Here is a 21,456-nt window from a genome sequence, read left to right on the forward strand (position 1 = left end):
GAACGTTTGGTTAAAAAAGTCGACGACTTCGTTTTCGAACGCATTGATGCGCTCGTGAGCGTATTTTGCATAGATGATATGCCTCCGGTCACACTCAAGACCGTTGAATACGGCAAACTGATCCTTAGGATCGCTCACGGTATCCATAAGCGATGTGCCCATGAGCACCGATCCGCACACCCGAGACGACAGCGCCTCGAGGCCACCAGGAAGCGGATTGGCAACCGCCGTGCAGGCGAGGCCCCGCTCGTCCAGAGCAGAAACCGCCAGCGCGACTCCGCCGCCAAGGCCCTCGCCCCATGCAAAGATGCGGTCGGGGTCCATGCCATCAAGATTGCGCGCCACCTTCGCCAGCGCGCAACCCCAACGGACGCGCTCGACAAAAGCGGGCGAAGCAATCCCCCGCCGCAGGTCGTCCGCACCAGCAACATCGTCATCCAGCGCGAGAACGGCATATCCCATGGCGGCAAATCTCGTCATGTGATGCCAGCCGCGCACAGGCCGATCGATGTCGTGGAACATCAGGCACAACGGCACGCGCTCAGATACTCGGGCACGACCGACAGGCTCGATCAAACGAGCGTGAATCGCATCGTCACCGAGCTCAAAGGAGACCTCCGAGTAACGGGCGCAGGGGTTAACAAAGTCAATCGCCGTAATGGCCAGGCCTTGAATCTCAAGATTCGAAGCGCATGTCTCTAAATCAGAAACATCTGCTTGGACATCACCGCGCCAGTCCCGATATTCTGCGAGCCTTGACGAAACCGTTCCAGGAATTCCCACGAGTCCGGGGACAATCAGCTCGTCAACATTGCTCTCGCACTTAGACATGAGCCTCCCCTCCCTTGCAGAAAAACGGAATGATCAAATCGTCAAAATCCTGAATCTCCTCGTGGCCAAAGCCCTCAAAGAACTCATGACGCTTTTCGCAGGTCAGGTTGTTATAGACCGCAAACTGCGTCGCTGGCGGACAGACGATATCGGCTGTGCCAGTGCCAAACAGCACGGGGCATTTGACCATAGGGGCAAAGTTCTTGGAATCGAAGTACGCCAGCTTGGCATAGGCTTCGTCAATACGAGTCGAGTCCTCGTCAAACCAGCGAGACCAATAGCGCAGGCCCTCGTAGGCAATGTCGTCGGCATCCAAATCCCAGACCAGGCGGAAATCTGACAGGAAGGGATAGAGGATGGCGGCGCGATTGATAAGCTCGCTGTTAAGCGCACAGGTCGCAATGCCCAAACCGCCGCCCTGCGACGCGCCGTTCACAAACACACGCGCAAGATCGATGCCCTCGAGCTCGCGAACGATGCGGCACAGGATGCGAATATCTTGGTGCAAGCGGACATAGTAGAGATTGGCCGGGTCGCCGTCGATACCGGCGACGATATGCCCGGCAACCGTTGTGCCCTCAAATCCACCAATGTCCTCGGAGGGACCTCCTTGGCCGGGGCAGTCGAGGGCGATGAGTGCCATGCCCATGCCCGCAAACGACGCCTGCTCAAACCAGCTGCGGCTTGCACCCGGATACCCATGGAACTGAAGTACCAATGGCACGGGCTCGTCCGAGACGGGTTTAAGGTACTTGGCATGCAGGCGAGCGCCACACATGCCGGTATACCAGAGGTCGAAAAGCTGGCAGGTCGCGGCATCGGTGACCGATGCCGTCTCGATCGCGTAGTCAAGCCCGACGGCGTCGGCCTCGGCCATGCGATCCTTCCAAAAGAGATCGAAATCTGATGGACGGGGCATGGCGCCTCGATATTCACCAAATTGATGTTGTAGCTCCTGAGCACTTGGCATGGCTCGTGAACCCAACCTTTCGAAATCGCAACGGAGGTGCGCCCGGCAAGGGAGCCGGGCGCGCGGGAGGGAAAGCGAGGCTACTCGCCGAGCTTGGGGTGCAGCAGCGACGGCGCAGCGCCGAGCAGCATCTTGGTGTAGGGGTCCTGGGGATGCTGGAAGACCTGCTTGGCCTCGCCCTGCTCGACGATCTTGCCGCCATTCATAACGATGATGTCGTCAGAGATATAGCGGACCGTCTGGATGTCATGGCTGATGAACACCATGGCCAGGCCGAGCTCCTTCTTAAGGTCGGTCAGCAGGTTCAGAATCTGCGCGCGGACCGAAACGTCCAGAGCCGAGGTGGGCTCGTCGGCGATGATGGCATCGGGGTTCAGCGACAGGGCACGGGCAATTGCGACGCGCTGACGCTGGCCGCCCGAAAGCTGGCCGGGAAGAACCTCGGCAGCGGAGCTGGGCAGACCGGTGAGCTCCAGGAGTTCCTTGACGCGCTTCTCCTGCTCGGCCTCGGTACCCAGGTTGTGGACGCGCATGGGGTCGAGCAGCTGCTCGCGAACGACCATGCGGGGGTTGAGCGCCGTGGCCGGGTTCTGGAACACGACCGAGATGACGCGACCCATGTGGCGACGGTCCTCGGCGGTACGTTTGGTAACGTCCTTGCCCTTAAAGTAGACCTTGCCGCTCGTGGGGGCCTGCAGGCCGCACATGACGTTAGCGGTGGTGGACTTACCGCAACCGGACTCGCCGACGATGCCGATCGTCTGACCGGGCATGAGCTTAATCGTTACACCCTGGACGGCGTGAACCAGGTTGGGGTGCAGAATCGAGCCGGTACGGGTCCTAAAGGTGACGTGGACGTCATCAAGGAAGATGATCGGCTCGACGCCGTTGACTGCGGTCTCGCTCATCTACATCACCTCCGCGTGAGGGGTCAAACCATTTGCCTTGAGCACCTCGTCGGGGAGCTCGGAATAGAAGTGCTCGGTGCCGGGCACGCGCTTGAAGACCGGACGGGTATCCAGGCCAATACGCGGATGGCTCGAGCGGGGTGCGAAGCGATCGCCCTTGGGGAAATCGCGCGGGCTGGGAACGGCGCCGGGGACCTGGTGCAGACGGCCCGAGCCGCTCTCGATGGACAGAACGGAGCCCAGAAGACCGCGGGTGTACTCGTGGATCGGGTTGGTGAGCAGCTCCTTGGTGGGCGCCTGCTCGATAACCTGACCAGCGTACATAACCGTGATGTTGTGGGCGACCTCGGCGACCAGCGCCAGGTCGTGCGAAACGAAGATCATGGCAAAGCCGAGCTTGGCCTGAAGATCGTTGAGCAGCTTGATGACCTGCTTCTGGACGGTAACGTCCAGAGCGGTCGTGGGCTCGTCGCAGATGACCAGCTTGGGGTCGCGGGTAAGGGCCATAGCGATCAGAACGCGCTGACGCTGACCACCGGAAAGCTCATGCGGATAGCTCTCGAGCGTACGCTTGGGGTCGAGGCCCACGAGCTCCAAGAGCTCCTCGGCGCTACGGGTGCCGCCACGCTTGGTGAGCTGCTTCATCTGGGCGGAAATGAGCATGGAGGGGTTGAGCGAGGACAGGGCGTCCTGATAGACCATGGCGATATCGGTACCGCGCAGGCCGAACCACTCTTTCTTGCTCATCTTGAGCAGGTCGCGACCCTCCCAGAGAACCTCACCGGAAAGGTGCTCGTCATCATCGGTCAGACCCATGATGGCCAGCGTGGTGATGGACTTACCGCAGCCGGACTCGCCTACCAGGCCCATGGTCTGGCCGGGACGGACGTCAAAGTTGACGTGGTCGACGACGTTGATGTCACCGTGGTGCTCAAACTGGATGCAGAAATCGCGTACCGAAAGGATCGGCTCAACGGACTCGTCGGGCACATGGCGATCGTCACGCTTGAGCTCGACATCGCGCAGGGCGCCAAGGCGAGCGGAGAGGGACTGGGCCTGCTCCTTGTAGGCGCGAACGGGGTCGGAGACCAGCAGGTCGGCCTCGCGACGCTTGGAGGAATCGGTCGGATCCAGGGCGGCGGAGGGAGCAGCGGCCATAGCGTCGGTAATGCCCTCGGAGAGGATGTTGAGCGCCAGGCAGGTGATCATGATGGCCAGACCCGGGAACAGCGCCTGCCACCAACGGCCGGCAAGCACGCCGCCGCGGGCGTCGGCGAGGATGTTGCCCCAGGTAGCGGTGGGCTCCTGAATACCAGCGCCGATGAAGGTCAGCGAGGCCTCGAAGATGATGGCGTCGGCGACCAGGGTAACGGTGAAGACCATGATCGGGGCGATGCAGTTACGCAGAACATGCTTGATCAAAATCCACGGAGCCTTGGCGCCGGAAACGATGACCGCACGGACATAGTCCTCGCCGTACTCGGACACGATGTTGGCGCGCACGATACGGGCAATCTGCGGAGTGTACATAAAGCCGATGGCGAAGATGATCGACGGCACGGAGTTGCCCAGGATGGAGACGAAGACGGCCGCGAGGGCGATGCCGGGGATGGACATGATGATGTCCAAGATACGCATGATCGTCTCGGAGACGGCCTTGCGCGAAACCGCTGCAAGGGCGCCTACGACCGAGCCGCAGACCAGAGCCATGGCAGTGGCGCCAAAGCCGATAATCAGCGAGTAACGACCACCGTAGAGCATACGCGACAGAATGTCGCGACCCTTATCGTCGGTACCGAAAATAAATCCGTTGCCGGGAGCCTGGCGAGCCGTAAAGATCTCGACCGGGCTATAGGGGGCAAGAAGGGGCGCCAGAATCGCAGTCAGGGCGACCAGCACCAGCACGACGGCTGCAATCTTAGAAGACAGCGTCATCTTCTTCCAGCCACCGAGCTTGAGCCCCTTGGAGGCAGCTTTCTCGAGCTGCTCGGTTTGCTTCTCTCGAATCTTTACCATAATCTACACCGTCCTGATGCGCGGGTTGATGAGCAGGTAGAGCATGTCAACCACGATGTTGATGATGATGAAGGCAAGAGCAACGACGATGACGACGCCCTGAACCAGGTTCGCCTCGTTGCCCTGAACGCCCTGCAGGATCGCGGTACCCATGCCGGGGAGGTTGAAGATGACCTCGATGACGACGGCACCGCCCATGAGGTAGCCGATCTTAAGACCGAGGGTGGTGACCGGGGTGATCAGCGCGTTGCGCAAAACGTTGATGCCGACGACGACCTTCTCGGGAACGCCGGCGCCGCGAGCCATACGGACATAGTCCTTATCGAGCTCCTCAACCATGGCCGTACGCACGATACGAGTCATCTGGCCCGTCAGCGGGAATGCCAGAGCGATAGCGGGCATAATCATGCGCGCCAAATAACCTCCCGGGTTGGTGGTGAAGTGAGGCAGAGCACCGGACGCCGGAAGCACCTTAAGGTAGGAAGAGAACAGCAGGATCAACAGAACGGCAAGCCAGAACGACGGGGTTGCCAAGCCGGCGATGGAGAAGACGCGGATCACTTGGTCCGGCCATTTATCGCGATACAGTGCCGCGATGACGCCGAGCAAAAACGAGACGACCGCGCCGATGGCAAGACCGATGAAGGTCAGCTGCATCGTGACGGGCAGGGCCGTGGAGATGCGCTTGGCAACGGAGTTGCGAGCAGCACCATAGGTGCCCATGTCACCATGGATCAAATCGCCCATGTAGCGCACGTAGCGCACGGGCCAGGGGTCGTCCAGACCATACTTCTCATGGTACTCGGCAACCGCCTCGGGCGAGGCACCGTCACCCAACGCCGTATAGGCGGGGTCGGTCTTGGAGAACGACATAAGGAAGAACACCAGGACGGTGACGCCCAATGCCATGATCGGCAGCGCCACGAGACGCCTTCCAATCAAACGTAGAAAGTTGTTCACGTTCTCTCCCCTTTCTTTTGTCGGTAGGACCAACTGGTATATGAGTATGGATACTCATTACAAGACCCGAGCGACATCGAGGCCGCCCGGGTCTTTGTTTCAACTCTGAGGACGTTGCCTTACGACCGACGCCCTACATATGACTCAAGCGAGTCTTAGGCCTTGACGGTCGCGACGCCCCTGAAGGACATGCTCGTCGTGCCGATGCCCTTGAAGCCATCGAGGGCCTCGCCGTTGGGCGCGGTGGACGGATCGTCCCAGGAAGCGGAGACGGTCTTGACGTGGACAACGGGGTACAGAACGGCGTTGTCAGCGATGATATCGAAGCACTCGTTCCACTTCTTCTGCTGCTCGTCGCCCTCGGCGGCAAGAGCCTCGTCCATGAGACCGTGGAGCTTCCCCCACTCAGCGGAATCCTTCCACGGGCAACGGGTCTGCATCCAGACGTTGTCACCGTACCACCAGTTGAGCAGCAGGTCGGGGTCGGCGCCGAAGCAGGACGGATCGCCAGGGGCAAGGAGGATATCGTAGGCCTCGCCGCCGTCGATGGCAGCGTAGGTGGCCGGCGAGGTATCGGTCTGGATGGTCACATCGAAGCCGAGAGCGTCGAGGTCGTTCTTGACCTGGGCGGCCATGCCCTTGATCTGCTCGTTGTCGGTGGTGCGCAGGGTGATGGCGCCCGGGGTGATGCCAGACTCTTCGATGAGCTTCTTGGCCTTCTTGGTGTCAGTCTTGTACACCGTGGAAGCCTCATGATAGTTGGTGAAGCTCTTGGGCAGGTAGCAGCTGGCAGCGGTGGCAAGGCCGGCGAAGGTGTTGGTGATCATCTTCTCGGTGTCGAGCGCGTACATGACGGCCTGACGGACCTTGACGTTGTTCCAAGGCTCCTTGGCGACGTTGAACATGATGAAGCGGGTGCCGAAACCCTGAACGTTATCGATCTTGCAGCCAGCGCTCTCGAGCTGGTCGACGGCGTCAGCGGTGACGAGCTCCATAACGAGCGTGGAGCCCTCCTGCTGAGCGGTAACGCGAGCGGTGGGGTCGGTCAGGATGCTGTACTGAATCTTCTTATCCTCGGCAGCATACTCACCGTTGTACTCGGGGTTGGGAACCAGAGTGATCTCGGTATCGGAGATAGAGTCGTACATCCAGGGGCCGGAGCCGATCGGCTGCTTGGCGCGCTCCTCCTCGGCCTGGGTAGCCGGGGTAACGCGGATGATGGCCAGACGATCCTTGAGCAGGGAGAAGTTGGGGACCTTGGTCTTGACCGTTACAGTGCTGGCGTCCTTGGCCTCGATGGACTCGAAGGGCTGGAAGAACGGAGCATAGGTAGCGGAAGCAGCACAAGCGGTGTAGGAGGCAACGACGTCGTCAGCAGTAACCTCGGTGCCATCGGAGAACTTGGCGCCCTTGCGGATGGTGACCTCGAAGGTAGTGTCGTCCACGGACTTGGGATCGTCGGTGGCGAGCTCGTTGAAGGTGCTGTAGTCGTGGTAATCGATGCCGTAGAGGCCCTCGATAACGTGCCAGTTAGCACCCAGGCCCACAGCGGAGCCGGTGCTGGCGGGGTCGAAGCTGGACGGAGCGTAAGCGGAACCAGCGGTGATCACGCCGCCGCCACGGTTGGCGGAATCGGTGGAACCGGAAGCGGAACCCTCGTCGCTAGAGCTGCCACCGCAGCCGGTGAGACCAAGCCCTGCGACAGCAGCGACGCTGCCGGTGAGGCCGAGGAACGAACGCCTGGACATACCCTTGTTGATGATGGCCATGTCTTCTCCTATCAATAGAGAATCTTACCCGGGAGCACCTAGACTTGCCCCCGCGCAACTTGCGGACGATATATACCTTACCTACCGACGGACCCAACTGAGGTGCCGCGCTCGGCGACCGATACATACATACGCTTGAACGGTATTTACTACCGTTCACCGAATTCATTGACAAACGATTCGCCAGACAGTATGTATCGACGAGGTGAGATATCAGTCTTCGTCAACCCGCAGGATAGCAGGGTTGTTCACCATGACTAGTCAAACGTTTTAGCGTTAATAAAACCCGAAACCAGCAGGCAATCATGGCGAAATAAATGGTTGAAAATCACGCAATCATGTATATCAGTAGTTTAGGCTCGTGTTTAGCTATCGGAATGGCCAGCCGCCGCCTCGGCGCGCTCGGCATTCCACGCAACGAGCGCCTCATGGACCGCCTTGGCAACATCGGCGGGTATGCCGCGAACTTCCGCGATCTCTTGCTCGCTCGCCGCGCGCAAACGCTTCATCGAGCCAAAATGGCGCATAAGGGCACGTTTTCTGGTGGGTCCCACGCCTGGAACGTCATCGAGTACCGAAACCGTCATGGCTTTATCACGCAACTCACGATGGAATGTGATTGCAAAACGGTGCGATTCATCGCGCACCTGTTTAATTAGATAGAGCGACGCGGACCCGGTCGGAAGCACGACGGGAGTCTCGTCCCAAGGCACAAAAACTTCCTCATCGGCCTTTGCCAAGCCACAAACTGGTATATCGAGCCCAAGAGCCTCAAGTTGCTTGATCGCAGCGGTCAATTGCGGCTTACCTCCATCGACAACGAGCAAATCGGGGCGCGAGCCAAAGCGCTCGTCGGTCATGCGCTCGGGAGCATAGCGTCGTCCCAAAACCTCGGACATCGACACGAAGTCGTTTGCCTCGTCCAATTCGGCCTGAATTTTAAAACGACGGTACTGGCTCTTGTCAGCGCGCCCGTTGGTAAACACCACCATCGAGGCGACGGTAAAGGTTCCGTGCAGCGTCGAGATATCGAAGCACTCGATACGCATCGGCGGCGCCGGCAGCGCCAGCGCGCTTTCGAGCTCCAGGAGCGCTTGATTGGTGCGGTCGTCAGCGTACCCCGTGCGCATCATGTAGCGCATGAGGGCATGGCGCGCATTTTTGGAAGCCATATCGAGCAGGCGGTGCTTTTCGCCGCGCTGCGGCCTATGGAGATGGCAAGAGCGTTCGCGCTTGCCTGCAAGCCACTCCCCCAACGCTTCGGCATCCTCAAGCTCGACAGAAAGATTGATCTCGGCTGGAATATCAGCCGTCTCGTCGTAATAGCGCTTAAGAAAGCCCGATTGAAGCTCTTCCTCGTCGACATCCAGGCCTTTATCGAGGATGAACTCGCAAGTTCGAACTGTTCGGCCCTCGCGAACGACGAAGACGCAAGCGGCAGAGATGGTCTCCTCGCGATAGAAACCGATGACATCGATATCGACACTGGAGGGAAAAACGACTTGCTGACGGTCGTCCAGACCCCTGATGACCTCCAAACGACGTTTGACGCGTGCCGCGCGCTCAAAGTCGAGCGCCTCGGCGGCATCCGTCATCTCGGAGGTCAGCTCATCGACGACATCCTTGCGATGGCCCGACAAAAAGCGCTCGACGCGCTTGACGTTCTTGGCATAGTCTGCCGGAGAAATCGCGCCGACACACGCACCCGGGCCGCGCCCGACATGGTAGTCAAAGCAGGGGCGCCCGTTTTGCGCGCAAATCATATTGACGATGTCTTCCTCGCCCTTGTGGGACTCGACGATACGACGACAACGACGCCACTCCGCACAGGATGCGGAGCAGATGGGGATAACCTTGCGCAGCGTATCTATCGTCTCACGTGCCGCACGGCTATCGGTATAGGGACCAAAATAACGCGTTCCCGGCTTATGACGCTCGCGCGTATATTTGATAGCGGGATACAGGTCGCCCTTTGTAATGGCGATAAAGGGGTAGCTCTTGTCATCCTTGAGGTCAACGTTAAAGTACGGATGGTACTGACCAATCAAATTGCGCTCGAGCACCAACGCCTCGTGCTCGGTCTCCACCACGATATAGTCAAAGCTCGCCACCAGCTGCATCATCAGCGGGATCTTTTGACGCTCATCCTGCAGTGTCACGTACTGGCGCATACGGGAACGCAGGTTTTTTGCCTTGCCAACGTAGATGACATCGCCCTTGGCATCTTTCCAAAGGTAACATCCGGGCTGCGTGGGAACGCGCGAAACCTGCTCGGCGAGTGTTGGAATGTTGTCGTGACCGGCCACACGCACCTACTTGCGACGAAGCAGCGCCGAGACCTCGGGCATCTTAAGGACGACGGCAAGGCCAAAGGTAACAGCAAGCGAGACGACACCCGCAACGCAAACGTAGCCAAGAGTAATCAGAATCGAGCCGCCAAGTGCCCCGACAAAGTGCTCAAGCGCCCACATGACGCCGGCGCCTGCGGCAGCACCCAGGCCACCGAGCAAAAGGCCAAAGAAACCGCCATGCAGGATAGATTTGACCTGAAGACCACGCAGACGACGACGCAGCCACCACAGCGAACAACCGACCAAGATCACGTAGTCGACGACATACGAAAGCGCGATTGCCGGCATACCGAAGCCCAGCACAACGCCAAACAGCAGAACCGAGCCGGCCTGGCCGATGGCGGAATACAGGCAATAGCGGCTATAGGGCTTCATGTCAAGCAAGGCAGAGAAGCTCTTCTGCATCAACACGACCACGCCGTAGAGCGGCAGCGAGAACGCCAGGTAGACAAGGAACTCGGACACCAGCGCCACGCCGGACTTATCAAACTTGCCAGCACAGTAAATCATGTTGAGCGGACGCGCGAAGACAATCAGGTACAGCGCGAACGGAATCAGGAAGAACAGCATTTGGGCGACGCCACGCGAAATGCCCGTGCGAACGCTGTCGTAATCCTTCTCCTGTGCGTCGTGAGAGAGCTCGGTATAGAGCGCCGTCGAAAGCGAGGCGGCAATCAGCGCATAGGGCAGCGTGTACCACAGGCGCGCATAGGCGATGACGGAAGGACCAGTCTCGGGCTGGACCACCAGCGCGGCAGCGTTGGTGATAGAAGTCGAGACAAACATGCACACCGTGGCGAGCAGCGTCGGGATACCGAGCGCAATCGTCTGGCGCAGTGCGGGGTCCTTAAAGTCGATATGGATATGGGGATGCACGCCGTGCTTGCCAAGCGCGGGGATCTGACATGCCATCTGAATAAAGACACCGAGGGTCGTACCGGCCGCAATCAAGATGATGCCGGCACGTTCGCCAAACTGTGCGGACACGGGCGCAAAACCCATAAAGCTCGCAATGACGATCACATTGTTGAGGACCGGGGCAAACGTCGACCAGAAGTAGTCGCGGTGTGCGTTGAGAACGCCCGAGAACACCGAGCCCAAACCATAAAACAGAATCTGGATAGCAAAGAAACGGAACATGAACGCAGCGGTATCCATGCTGCCGCCGTCACCCGAAAGGAACGATTGAGTCCAGATAAAGCCCGGGGCGAACACGGTCCCCAGCAACGAAATGCCACCCAGCACCAAAAGCAGAATGCCGAGCAGGTTGCCCACGTACTCGTTCGAGGCCTCGCGACCCTGCTCACGCCTCACGCCCATGTACACGGGCAAAAACGCCGTCACGAGCATGCCGCCCATCACGAGTTCGTAGAGCATATTGGGCAGGTTGTTGGCGACCTGATAGGAGGACGAGAGTAGCGACATGCCGATAGCGGCCGCCATTGCCCACGTTCGGATAAAACCGGTAACGCGAGACACGATGGTCAGTATGGTCATAAGCCCGGCGGAACGACCAACCGTGGAGTAGTCCGACGAGCCCATGTCGTCAGTGTCATCTCGCGACGAAGAAGCTTCGGATGAGGGTGTCTGAGGCGCAGATTCTCTTGCAAAATGAGCTCCGCGCTTCAATTCTTCCTGCGGCATCGCTCAGTCCTCTCTCGTAATCGCGGCAACCGTCGCCCCGCAAAATGCAATTAAATCATCGGGTGCAAGCTCGAGCTGATAACCACGCTTGCCTCCCGAAATAAAAATGGTATCCCAAAGGACACATGTCTCATCAATGAGCGTCCGGTAGCGTTTTTTCATACCGACCGGGCTGCAGCCGCCACGAACGTAGCCAGTCGCCGCAAGCAAATCCTTCACATGCATCATGGCCAAGGACTTCTCCCCCGCGGCACGCGCGGCGGACTTTAGATCGAGCTCGTCGGCAACAGGGATGCAGCACACGACATAGTCGTTGGACGGTGTCACGCAGACCAAAGTCTTAAATCCTTGACCGGGCTCCTCGCCAAGCTGCTCCGAAATCGCGACCCCCAGGCCCACCGACTCATCACCATCGTCTTCGTACGTATGTAGAACATAGGAAATGCCGGCACTTTCCAGCTCGCGCATCGCATTGGTTTTTGGCGTCTTTACAGCCTTTGCCATGACATATCCTTTCCCTCGCATTCGGACGCAAGGATTAAGTATATGTCCAATTCGACTGCATACGTCACATCGGCACAGTAAGCGCCATCGAATCACAAGGAGTCGATGGCGCCCATAAACTGAATCGCCTATTTATTAAGCATCAAGTTGAGCCTGACGCTCCCGGTCACGCCTGAGCAACGGCGCCAAAAACTTGCCCGTATAACTCTGCGGACAGTCCGCAACCTGCTCCGGTGTGCCCGAAACCACGACGGTTCCGCCGCCGTTACCGCCCTCGGGACCCATATCGATCAGGCGGTCGGCAACCTTGATGACATCAAGGTTGTGCTCAATCACCAGCACCGTGTTGCCCGCATCGACCAAGCGCTGCAGCACATCGAGCAGCTGGCGGACGTCCTCAAAATGAAGGCCGGTCGTCGGCTCGTCCAAAATATAGAACGTCTTGCCCGTCTGGCGTCGATGAAGCTCCTTGGCGAGCTTCACACGCTGCGCCTCGCCGCCCGAGAGCGTCGTGGCGGGCTGGCCCAGGCTCACGTAGCCTAAGCCTACATCGTACAGCGTCTGGAGCTTGCGCTTAATCTGCGGGATATTCCCAAAGAAGGCCAGCGCCTCGGTGACGCTCATGTCGAGCACGTCCGAGATGGTCTTGCCACGGTAGGTGACCTCGAGTGTCTCGCGGTTGTAGCGTTTACCGCCGCAAACTTCGCAGGGAACGTAGATATCGGGAAGGAAGTGCATCTCGATCTTGATCTGCCCGTCGCCCTTGCACGCCTCACAGCGCCCGCCACTCACATTAAAGGAGAAACGACCCGGCGAGTAGCCGCGCGCCTTCGACTCCGGCGTACTCGCAAACAGCGCGCGAAGATCATCCCACAGGCCGATATAGGTAGCAGGGTTGGAACGCGGCGTGCGGCCAATCGGCGACTGGTCGATATCGATAACCTTATCGATACACTCGATGCCCTCGATTTTTTTATACGGACCCACGGGGCGCGTCGAGCGGTGAATGGCATTCGTAAGGGCAGGCGCAATGGTGTCGGTAACCAGGGAGCTCTTGCCCGATCCCGACACGCCGGTAACAACCGTAAGCGTACCAAACTCGATCTTGGCAGTAACGTTTTTGAGGTTGTTGGCTCGAGCGCCCGTAATTTTAAGGCAGCCGCGACCGGGCTTGCGCCGTTCATCAGGCACCCGGATCATTCGTTTGCCGGTCAGATAAGCGCCCGTCATCGACTCAGGACACGCCATGATATCGGCAGGCGTTCCCGCCGCGACTACGTGCCCGCCGTTGACGCCGGCGCCGGGCCCCATGTCGATCACGTAGTCGGCGGCACGGATTGTATCCTCGTCGTGTTCGACGACGATAACGGTATTGCCGATATCGCGCAGGCGCTCGAGCGTCTTGATCAGGCGCTCGTTATCACGCTGATGAAGACCGATCGAGGGCTCGTCCAGAATATAGAGCACGCCCATGAGACCCGCGCCGATCTGCGTTGCCAGTCGAATACGCTGTGCCTCGCCACCGGAAAGCGTCGCCGAGGCACGGTCGAGGGTCAGATAGTCAAGTCCGACATCGACCAGAAAGCGCAGGCGCTCCAGGATTTCCTTAACGATGCGCCCGCCGATAAACTGTTGGCGCTCGGTGAGTTCCAAGCCCTCAAAAAACTCGAGCGATTCACGGCACGACAGGCAACAAACCTCGTAAATGGACTTACCGCCCACGGTGACGGCGAGCATCTCGGAGCGCAAACGAGCGCCGTGGCAGGTCGAGCACGGCTCCTCGCGAATGTACTTCTCCAGACGCGCCTTGGTGTTCTCGTTCGTCGTCTCGGTATAGCGTTCGTACAGGATGTTGCGAACGCCCGAAAACTTGGTATCCCACTGGCTGCGACGTCCGTCGAGCTTTTGGTAGTCGACCGAGATCTTCGTATCGCCCAGGCCATCCAAGAATGCACGACGCACGCGAGGGGGCAAGTCCTCCCACGGCGTATCAGCGCTCACCTTAAAGTGTTTGCAGACCGCAGCAAAAATCTGCGGATAGTAGTTCGAATTGCCAAACAGGCTACCAAAGACTCCGTCGGCAATGGACTTCGAGGGGTCCTCGATCAGCGCCTCGGCATCAACGGTTTTCTTAAAGCCCAGGCCGTCGCACTCAGGACATGCGCCATAGGGAGCGTTAAACGAAAAATCACGCGGCTGAAGATCGTCAATGGAGTGTCCATGCTCCGGGCACGCCAAGGCCAACGAATACTCCAGCAGCTCGCCCTCGGTCCCCTCGGGAGCATCACGATCGGGCAGCATGTACACGTTTACATTGCCGTGAGCCAGCGCGGTCGCCTGCTCAACAGACTCGGCGATACGGCCCAGAGAATTCTCACGGATCACGATGCGATCGACCACGACCTCGATATCGTGCTTGAATTTCTTATCCAGATCGATCGGATCGTCGAGCGAGCGCACTTCACCGTCGACACGCACGCGGCTAAAGCCCTCGGCGCGAAGGTCCTCAAACAGTTTGGTGTACTCGCCTTTTCGCCCGCGCACCACCGGTGTCAGCACAAACGCGCGGCGGCCCTCCCCCGCCGCCAAGACCTTGTCGGCAACCTGGTCGGTCGTCTGGCGCTCAATGACGCGGCCGCATTCGGGACAGTGCGGGGTGCCCACACGGGCGAACAGCAGGCGCAGATAGTCATAAATCTCGGTTACGGTGCCAACCGTCGAGCGAGGGTTTTTAGACGTCGTCTTTTGGTCGATCGACACCGCCGGCGAAAGGCCGTCGATTGAATCCAAGTCGGGTTTGTCCATCTGGCCCAAGAACTGGCGCGCATAGCTCGAAAGACTCTCGACGTATCGACGCTGGCCCTCGGCATAGATAGTGTCAAATGCCAGCGAACTCTTGCCCGAGCCAGAAAGACCGGTAATGACCACGAGTTGGTCACGCGGAATGGAAACATCGATATCACGGAGGTTGTGCTCACGAGCGCCGCGAATAACGATAGAAGAATCAGACATGGAAGCTCCTTGCCTCCTATTGCATCGAATCATACTGTCGATGAGTTTAGCGCACTCGACGCGCACAGATGTTCGTAATACAAGATTCGCAGACCTTTAGCTTTGCGTATCGGGCGCTTTGTTTCTCGAAATGCCGTGGAAAGGTTACAGTAATCTAATACTGAACTTAATTTGCCGTAACAGAGGAACGTCCATGACCGAAGATATCCCCCTTGAAATCACTTCGAGCGACATGGCCAATCTGCCCATATTCATCGCCGTCCTTATCGTGGCCATCGTCGTGGTGCACGTATATTTTTCAATCAAACACAATGAAAAGCCGCCCATTGCCCGCGTCTTTTGGTGCGCGACGCTCCTCATCCCGCTCGGCATGGTAGCTGCATGGATTACGAATCAATTGCTCGTAAATGAGGACAATTCCCTATGGGTCCTTTCTTATTCGGCGCTCGGTGCTACCGCCGTCATACTTCTTGTCGAGCCCTTGGTTTCGGGACTTATCGACCAAACCGATCTTGCGACGGGAACGGTTGCCTGTATTTGCCGTGACATCCTTGTCATCGCCGCTGTTTCAGCGCTCTCGTTCGTTTCACTCGAAATTGCCTGTAACGAAACGTTCTATCGCATTCCCGCCAACTCATTCGGGTTTTCCGTCGGGCTGCTCGCGACGGCTCTGCTCTCCCTTTATTTGCTGGGACAGCGTCATGGAGGCGTCATGGCCCTCGTGCCCGTCGCCTGTTGCATCCTTGGCATTGCCGAGCACTTCGTCATAACGTTTAAAGGCGAGGCCATCCTGCCAAGCGATATCTTGGCCCTTGGCACCGCAATGGAAGTGAGCGAGGGATACGAGTTTACCTTTACCGCCGGAATCGTAACCTCTCTAGCCCTGCTGGAGATTTCCCTGGGGCTTCTTTCGCTTATCCGACCGAGAAAGCTCCGTACGCCCACCCATGTCTTCCCCGCAATCGCCGCTAACCTCTGCGCTTTTCTGCTAGTGACCGTTGTGGGGCTCTCGGGCTTTTCCAGCATCGACTTGGAGCAGGCGCTGAATTTTGGATTTGACCGTTGGCAGCCCATCACCACGTATGCGTCTCAGGGTTTTATCACTTCGTTCACCGAAATGGTCAACGAGTTGCCCATTGAGAAGCCCGAAGACTATACGCCCGATGAGGCGCAGAGCATCGAGCAGGAGCTCTCCGCCACCTACGACAGCACGTATGGCTCGAGCGAGCAGCGCGCGGCGGCCGTTGCCCAGTTCAATGAAATCAAGCCGACGATTGTTGCCGTCATGAACGAGAGTTTTAGCGACCTTTCGTGCTTTGAGCAGCTCCAGACGGCCGGGTACACCGGCCCCGCATTCTACAACTCGCTTCCCGACACACTTGTTCGCGGCACCATGCTCGCTTCGGTCGCCGGTGGCGGAACGGCGAACTCCGAATTCGAATTTTTGACCGGAGCGACAACGGCCTTTGTCGGATTAGGCAAAATCCCCTATCAGCTATATCAGATGAATGGTGTCAACAGTCTGGCAAAGGACCTTAAGGAGCTTGGGTATACCGCTACCGCTATGCACCCGCAAAACCCCGTCAACTACCATCGAGATAAAATCTATCAGCAGCTGGGCTTTGGAGACTTTCTTTCGATCGGCGATTTCGAAGGTGCGCCCTGTTACCATGCCGGCGTATGCGACTACGCCACCTATGACAAGATACTCGACCTGCTGAGGACCGACGACGCTCCGCAGTTCATCTTCGATGTCACGATGCAAAACCATGGCGGATACGATGTCGGCACCGTTCCCGCCGAAGAGCTGACAAACTATTGGGTCGAGGGAGCCAGCGAGGGCGCCAATAGCGCGCTCAACACCTATCTCACCTGCATCAACGCATCCGACCGGGACCTCGAGTACTTTATCAACGAGCTCCGCAATATCGGCAGACCGGTTGTCCTTGTCTTTTTTGGCGACCATCAGCCGAGCGCCGCAACGACTCTCAACGACGAGCTGTACCCTCAGGAAGATACGGCAAGCCACGCTTTCCGTATCTATCAGTCGACATATTTCGTCTGGGCTAACTATGAAATCGCCGGCAATACCGAGCTCAACGTCTACGACACCGTCGGGGCAAACGAGATTGCAGCCATTACCCTTAATAAGATCGGCGCCCCGCTCACCGACTATCAAAAGGCTCTGCTTGCAACAAGGTCAGATGTGCCCACCATCAATGTCGCCGGCTACCTTGGTGCCGACGGGCTGCGCTACGACTTGGAATCTGAAGACAGCCCATACGCCTCGACGATCGACAAGCTGCAGCGCATGCAATACCTCGAGTTCGCCAGCAAAGTTCAGTAAGCCCGCCCATTCGCTTGGACCCATCGTATTGCAAGCACGCTCGGCCCAAATGCATCGTAAATGACTCCCGCTCGCAAACGAGGGTACAATGACGCTCGTGTCACATCACGGGGCCCCGGCCCCAACATATACAAAGGAGTCATACATGGGTTGCGAGCACGCACAGGCCGCCGGCGGACAAACGTCGCCGTCGCAATTTGAGGAGAATACGCTGTCCGAGGTCAAACGCGTCATCGCCGTGCTTTCCGGCAAGGGCGGTGTCGGCAAGTCGTTTGTCACCGGTGCCATCGCCACCGAGCTTGCCCGTCACGGCCACAAGGTCGGCGTCCTCGATGCCGACATCACCGGTCCCTCTATCCCCAAGATGTTCGGTATGAGCGGACGCCACGTCCATGCCCTTGGCAACCTCATGCTGCCTGAAATCTCCGAGCACGGCGTCAAGGTCATGAGCTCCAACCTTCTGCTCCAAAACGAGACCGACCCCGTCCTTTGGCGCGGTCCGGTCATCGCAGGCGCCATCAGGCAGTTCTGGAGCGAGACCTCGTGGGGCCCCATCGACTACCTGCTGGTCGACATGCCTCCGGGAACAGGCGACGTCGCACTCACCGTCTTCCAGTCACTGCCCGTCGACGGCATCGTCATCGTCACGAGCCCGCAGGATCTGGTCTCGATGATCGTCGCCAAGGCGGTCAACATGGCCGAGAAGATGAACGTCCCCATTCTGGGCATCGTCGAGAACATGAGCTATATTGAGTGCCCCGACTGCGGCAAGAAGATCGAGGTCTTTGGCAAGAGCAAGCTCCCCGAGGTCGCAGAGCGCTATAACCTCGACATCTTGGGCACGCTTCCCATTAATCCGGCACTCGCCGAGGCCTGCGATAAGGGCGAGGTCGAGACCGCGCTGCCCGATGGCATGTTGCCCAAGGCAGTCTCTGCCGTCGAGGCTATTACCCCGCACGAGACCGACGAGGCCTAAGTGAACACGAGCGCCTTCTATGACGTCCTGGTAATCGGCGGCGGGGCTTCAAGCCTCGCCGCCGCCATTACGGCCGCACGTGCTGGCAAAAGCGTCTGCATCGTTGAGCGCGATGTCGCCTGCGGCCTTAAGCTCCTTGCGACCGGTAACGGCCGCTGCAACCTCTCCAACGAATCGATTGATCCTCAGCGGTATAACCACCCCGCATTCGTCGAATCTGTCATGGGCCCCCAACCCGAACAAGAGCTTATGGGTTTCTTCTCCTCGCTGGGCATCATGACAACCTCCGAGGAAGGCCGGCTGTACCCGCGCTCCCTTCGCGCCGAATCGGTGCGCGACGCACTTCTCAATGTTTGCGACCGCCTGGGTATCACCTTAATCTGCGGAGCCAACGTTGCCTCGGCACACAAAGCTTCCGAAGGCTGGGCACTCCAAATAGACCGTCCAGCGCGGGCGCTCAAGGCAAAAAAGCACGACGACCGAAAATCGGAGCTCCGCTCGCTTCGGAAAGCGCTCGCCGATGTCCCTCGCAAGAACGAGGCCCTGGAGGCACATGCCGTAATTATCGCCACGGGTGGCAACCCCACCGGTATCGCCGATACGTTTCGCCTCCCCCTCACTTCGCTGCGCCCCATCCTCTGCCCCGTATCGGCAACGGTCGTCGGCGATCGGGCGGCACTCAAGACGTTGGATGGCCTGCGCGTCCGCGCCCGCTTGACGCTCGCCCGCAATCATAATGAGCTCTGGCACGAAGACGGTGAAGTCCTGTTTCGAACCTTCGGTATCTCGGGCGTCGCTGTCTTCAACCTCTCCCGTCGTATCCAGCGCGGCGATACGATCCTGCTCGACGTTTTCCCCGACCTCTCTAAAGACGAGTTGCTCGATATGCTTAACCGGCGCGTTGAGCTGCTCGGCGGCTTTTCGCCCCGCGATCCCCGTTGGCTCGACGGTATGCTTGCCCCGCAACTCTCCCGCGTCGTCTGCACAGCGTTCGAGCAGTGCCATCCAGGCTCCAACGATGTCATCCACCTGGTCTCGATCCTCAAGCACTTTAAGTTGCTCGTCGAAGGAACCGCCGAGGAGCGCTCGGCGCAGGTCACGCGTGGTGGCATATCTGTCGAGAGCATCTCAACACCCAGTCTACGCGCGCGCAGCGTTGTCGACGCCCCGCTTTACGTCTGCGGCGAAGCGCTCGACATCGACGCCGATTGCGGAGGCTTTAACCTTGCGTGGGCATGGCTCTCGGGCATTCGCGCTGCAAGCAGCCTGTAGCCGCGCAGTCTATAATCAAAAACGCATTCGGGCCGTCTGGGATACCGGACGGCCTCTTTCTTGCCTCTAAGGAGACCTCGATGATCGAAATCACCCAAGTCAACGCGTCGCTCGATGAAGCCGGCGATGAAAATGCCTGCCTCATTGTTGGCAAGCGAGTCGCCAAGCGCGTCCTACGTTGCAAGGACTCCGAGATCAAGTCCATCGAGCTCCACCGCAAGTCAATCGACGCTCGCAAAAAACGAGACGTCCATTTTATCCTGAGCTTTCGTGTTGAGCTGACCAGTCCCCACCTCGAGCGAGAGGCGGTCGACAGCGTTTCCGAACGTGACCGCTCGCACGTACGCGCGATAGATGACGATGAGCCTTCATTCCCCTTCCCCGTTTCCGGCGCACCCAAAGAGCGCCCCGTCGTCATCGGTGCCGGATGCGCCGGCCTTTTCGCCGCACTCACCCTTGCCGAAGCAGGTCTTAAGCCCTTGCTCATCGAGCGCGGCGACCCGGCATTTCGCCGCTCGCATGCGATCGACCTCTTTCTAAAGGAGCGCATCCTCGACCCCGAGAGTAATATCCAGTTTGGTCTGGGCGGCGCGGGGACCTTCTCGGACGGCAAGCTCAATACAGGAACAAAAAATCCCGCCCATCGCCTTATCCTCGAAACCTTCGTCGAGGCGGGTGCGCCCCGCGATATTCTGTGGGATGCCAAGCCGCACATTGGCTCCGACATCCTTCCCACGGTTGTCACCGCTATATCCCAGCGCATCGAGCAGCTCGGAGGTGTCGTCCGTTATCGAACAAAGCTCGTCGACATTCACATCGACGCGTCTGGCGCCATTACCGGTATTGATGTCCAATCGTCCCAAGACGCCGCTTGCGAGCCAATCGAGACAAAGCACCTCATCCTCGCCTGCGGGCATTCTGCTCGCGATATTTTTGAGCTCCTTAAGGACCACAACGTGGCCCTCGCACAAAAGACCTTTGCCATGGGCGTTCGCATCGAGCATCCGCAGCGCGACATCGACCGAGCCCAATATGGAGCCTCGGCGGGACATCCAGCGCTCGGGGCGACCCCTTACAAACTTGTTGCCCATCTTCCCAACGGCCGCAGCGTGTTCTCGTTTTGCATGTGCCCCGGCGGGCAGGTTGTCGCCGCCTCTTCCGAGCAGGGCCACCTGTGCGTCAACGGCGCTAGCCTCAATGCCCGCGACGGACGCAACGCAAATGCCGCCCTGCTCGTTAACGTCACGCCTGAGGACCTTCCCAACGATGACCCGCTCGCCGGCATCGAGCTCCAGCGTGCCTGCGAGGCGGCCGCCTATCGCCTGGGCGGCTCCAACTGGAACGCACCGGCACAGCTCGTCGGAGATTTCCTCGCAGGACGCGCCAGCAAGGCGCCCGGAAAGGTAAAGCCCACCTATCCGCTTGGTGTGACCTGGACGGCAATTGACGAAGCTCTGCCGCAGCATATCGTCGAGTCGCTCCGCCTGGGACTTCCCCTACTCGGAAAAAAGCTACGAGGCTACGACCGCCCCGATGCCGTTCTTACCGGCGTGGAGACTCGTTCGAGCTCACCGGTTACTGTCACCCGAGACCGAACGTGCCATGCCGTGTCGACCCCGGGCCTCTACCCTTGCGGTGAGGGAGCTGGATATGCCGGCGGCATCATGAGCGCGGCCACCGACGGCATTCGTTGTGCCGAAGCCCTGATCGCAGACCTCTAGCGCACGAATTCCAGCACGCAAAAGACACAGGCCCCGAGCTCCACAGGGAACTCGGGGCCTGTGGCTTATAGGACAAAATGTGTGTCCCGATAGAACACCCGTTTCCATCCATTAATCCAGCCAGAACGGGTACGGGTCCCTGTGGTGGAGGTCCTCCCACACGGCCCTGTCGCCC

14 protein-coding genes are annotated in these 21,456 nt (G+C 59.0%); 4 read left to right on the forward strand and 10 right to left on the reverse strand.

The features are described 5' to 3' along the window. The 10 genes from AB5Z25_RS08365 to uvrA form a co-directional block, all read right to left on the reverse strand. Nucleotides 1–831, reverse strand: an 831-nt coding sequence (locus tag AB5Z25_RS08365; protein ID WP_368135292.1) for an acetylxylan esterase, incomplete at its 3' end; no start/stop codon positions are given. Beyond that, nucleotides 824–1,801, reverse strand: a complete 978-nt coding sequence (locus tag AB5Z25_RS08370; RefSeq protein WP_195246822.1) for an acetylxylan esterase — start codon at nt 1,799–1,801, stop codon at nt 824–826. The genes AB5Z25_RS08370 and AB5Z25_RS08365, both read right to left, overlap by 8 nt. Nucleotides 1,802–1,881: 80 nt before the next feature. Beyond that, nucleotides 1,882–2,709, reverse strand: a complete 828-nt coding sequence (locus AB5Z25_RS08375) for an ABC transporter ATP-binding protein (RefSeq protein WP_006236159.1) — start codon at nt 2,707–2,709, stop codon at nt 1,882–1,884. Then, entirely contained in the window at nt 2,710–4,725 is a 2,016-nt protein-coding gene (locus AB5Z25_RS08380) for a dipeptide/oligopeptide/nickel ABC transporter permease/ATP-binding protein (RefSeq protein WP_035138893.1), read from the reverse strand. It lies immediately after the preceding gene. A 3-nt stretch (nt 4,726–4,728) separates the two neighbouring features. Continuing rightward, the gene (locus AB5Z25_RS08385) at nt 4,729–5,685 is read right to left on the reverse strand and encodes an ABC transporter permease (RefSeq protein WP_368135293.1); all 957 of its coding nucleotides are present in this window, start codon (nt 5,683–5,685) and stop codon (nt 4,729–4,731) included. 155 nt (nt 5,686–5,840) lie between these two features. After that, nucleotides 5,841–7,454, reverse strand: a complete 1,614-nt coding sequence (locus AB5Z25_RS08390; RefSeq protein ID WP_368135294.1) for an ABC transporter substrate-binding protein — start codon at nt 7,452–7,454, stop codon at nt 5,841–5,843. A 365-nt stretch (nt 7,455–7,819) separates the two neighbouring features. Beyond that, on the reverse strand, nt 7,820–9,760 hold the full coding sequence (gene uvrC, locus AB5Z25_RS08395) for an excinuclease ABC subunit UvrC (protein ID WP_368135295.1): 1,941 nt from the start codon (nt 9,758–9,760) through the stop codon (nt 7,820–7,822). A gap of 6 nt (nt 9,761–9,766) precedes the next feature. Next, nucleotides 9,767–11,347 carry a murein biosynthesis integral membrane protein MurJ gene (murJ, locus tag AB5Z25_RS08400; RefSeq protein WP_368135296.1) on the reverse strand — a complete coding sequence of 527 codons (1,581 nt, stop codon included), beginning with the start codon at nt 11,345–11,347 and terminating at the stop codon, nt 9,767–9,769. A gap of 105 nt (nt 11,348–11,452) precedes the next feature. Next, nucleotides 11,453–11,953 (reverse strand): Cys-tRNA(Pro) deacylase, encoded by a 501-nt coding sequence (gene ybaK, locus AB5Z25_RS08405; RefSeq protein ID WP_006236166.1) that lies wholly within the window; start codon nt 11,951–11,953, stop codon nt 11,453–11,455. A gap of 135 nt (nt 11,954–12,088) precedes the next feature. Beyond that, nucleotides 12,089–14,965 carry an excinuclease ABC subunit UvrA gene (uvrA, locus tag AB5Z25_RS08410; protein ID WP_368135297.1) on the reverse strand — a complete coding sequence of 959 codons (2,877 nt, stop codon included), beginning with the start codon at nt 14,963–14,965 and terminating at the stop codon, nt 12,089–12,091. 193 nt (nt 14,966–15,158) lie between these two features. Between uvrA and AB5Z25_RS08415 the strand changes: the two genes are divergently transcribed. The 4 genes from AB5Z25_RS08415 (at nt 15,159) to AB5Z25_RS08430 (ending at nt 21,281) form a co-directional block, all read left to right on the forward strand. Beyond that, complete coding sequence (locus AB5Z25_RS08415) at nt 15,159–17,312, forward strand: LTA synthase family protein (RefSeq protein ID WP_368135298.1); 2,154 nt, start codon at nt 15,159–15,161, stop codon at nt 17,310–17,312. 145 nt (nt 17,313–17,457) lie between these two features. Then, the gene (locus AB5Z25_RS08420) at nt 17,458–18,288 is read left to right on the forward strand and encodes an Mrp/NBP35 family ATP-binding protein (protein ID WP_006236172.1); all 831 of its coding nucleotides are present in this window, start codon (nt 17,458–17,460) and stop codon (nt 18,286–18,288) included. Continuing rightward, complete coding sequence (locus AB5Z25_RS08425; protein ID WP_161144830.1) at nt 18,289–19,560, forward strand: NAD(P)/FAD-dependent oxidoreductase; 1,272 nt, start codon at nt 18,289–18,291, stop codon at nt 19,558–19,560. It begins immediately after the preceding gene. Nucleotides 19,561–19,640: 80 nt separating this feature from the next. Then, on the forward strand, nt 19,641–21,281 hold the full coding sequence (locus AB5Z25_RS08430; RefSeq protein WP_368135299.1) for an NAD(P)/FAD-dependent oxidoreductase: 1,641 nt from the start codon (nt 19,641–19,643) through the stop codon (nt 21,279–21,281). Nucleotides 21,282–21,456 lie beyond the last annotated feature (175 nt).

The organism is Collinsella aerofaciens (genome assembly GCF_040910325.1).
Classification (GTDB): Bacteria; Actinomycetota; Coriobacteriia; order Coriobacteriales; family Coriobacteriaceae; genus Collinsella; species Collinsella aerofaciens_BL.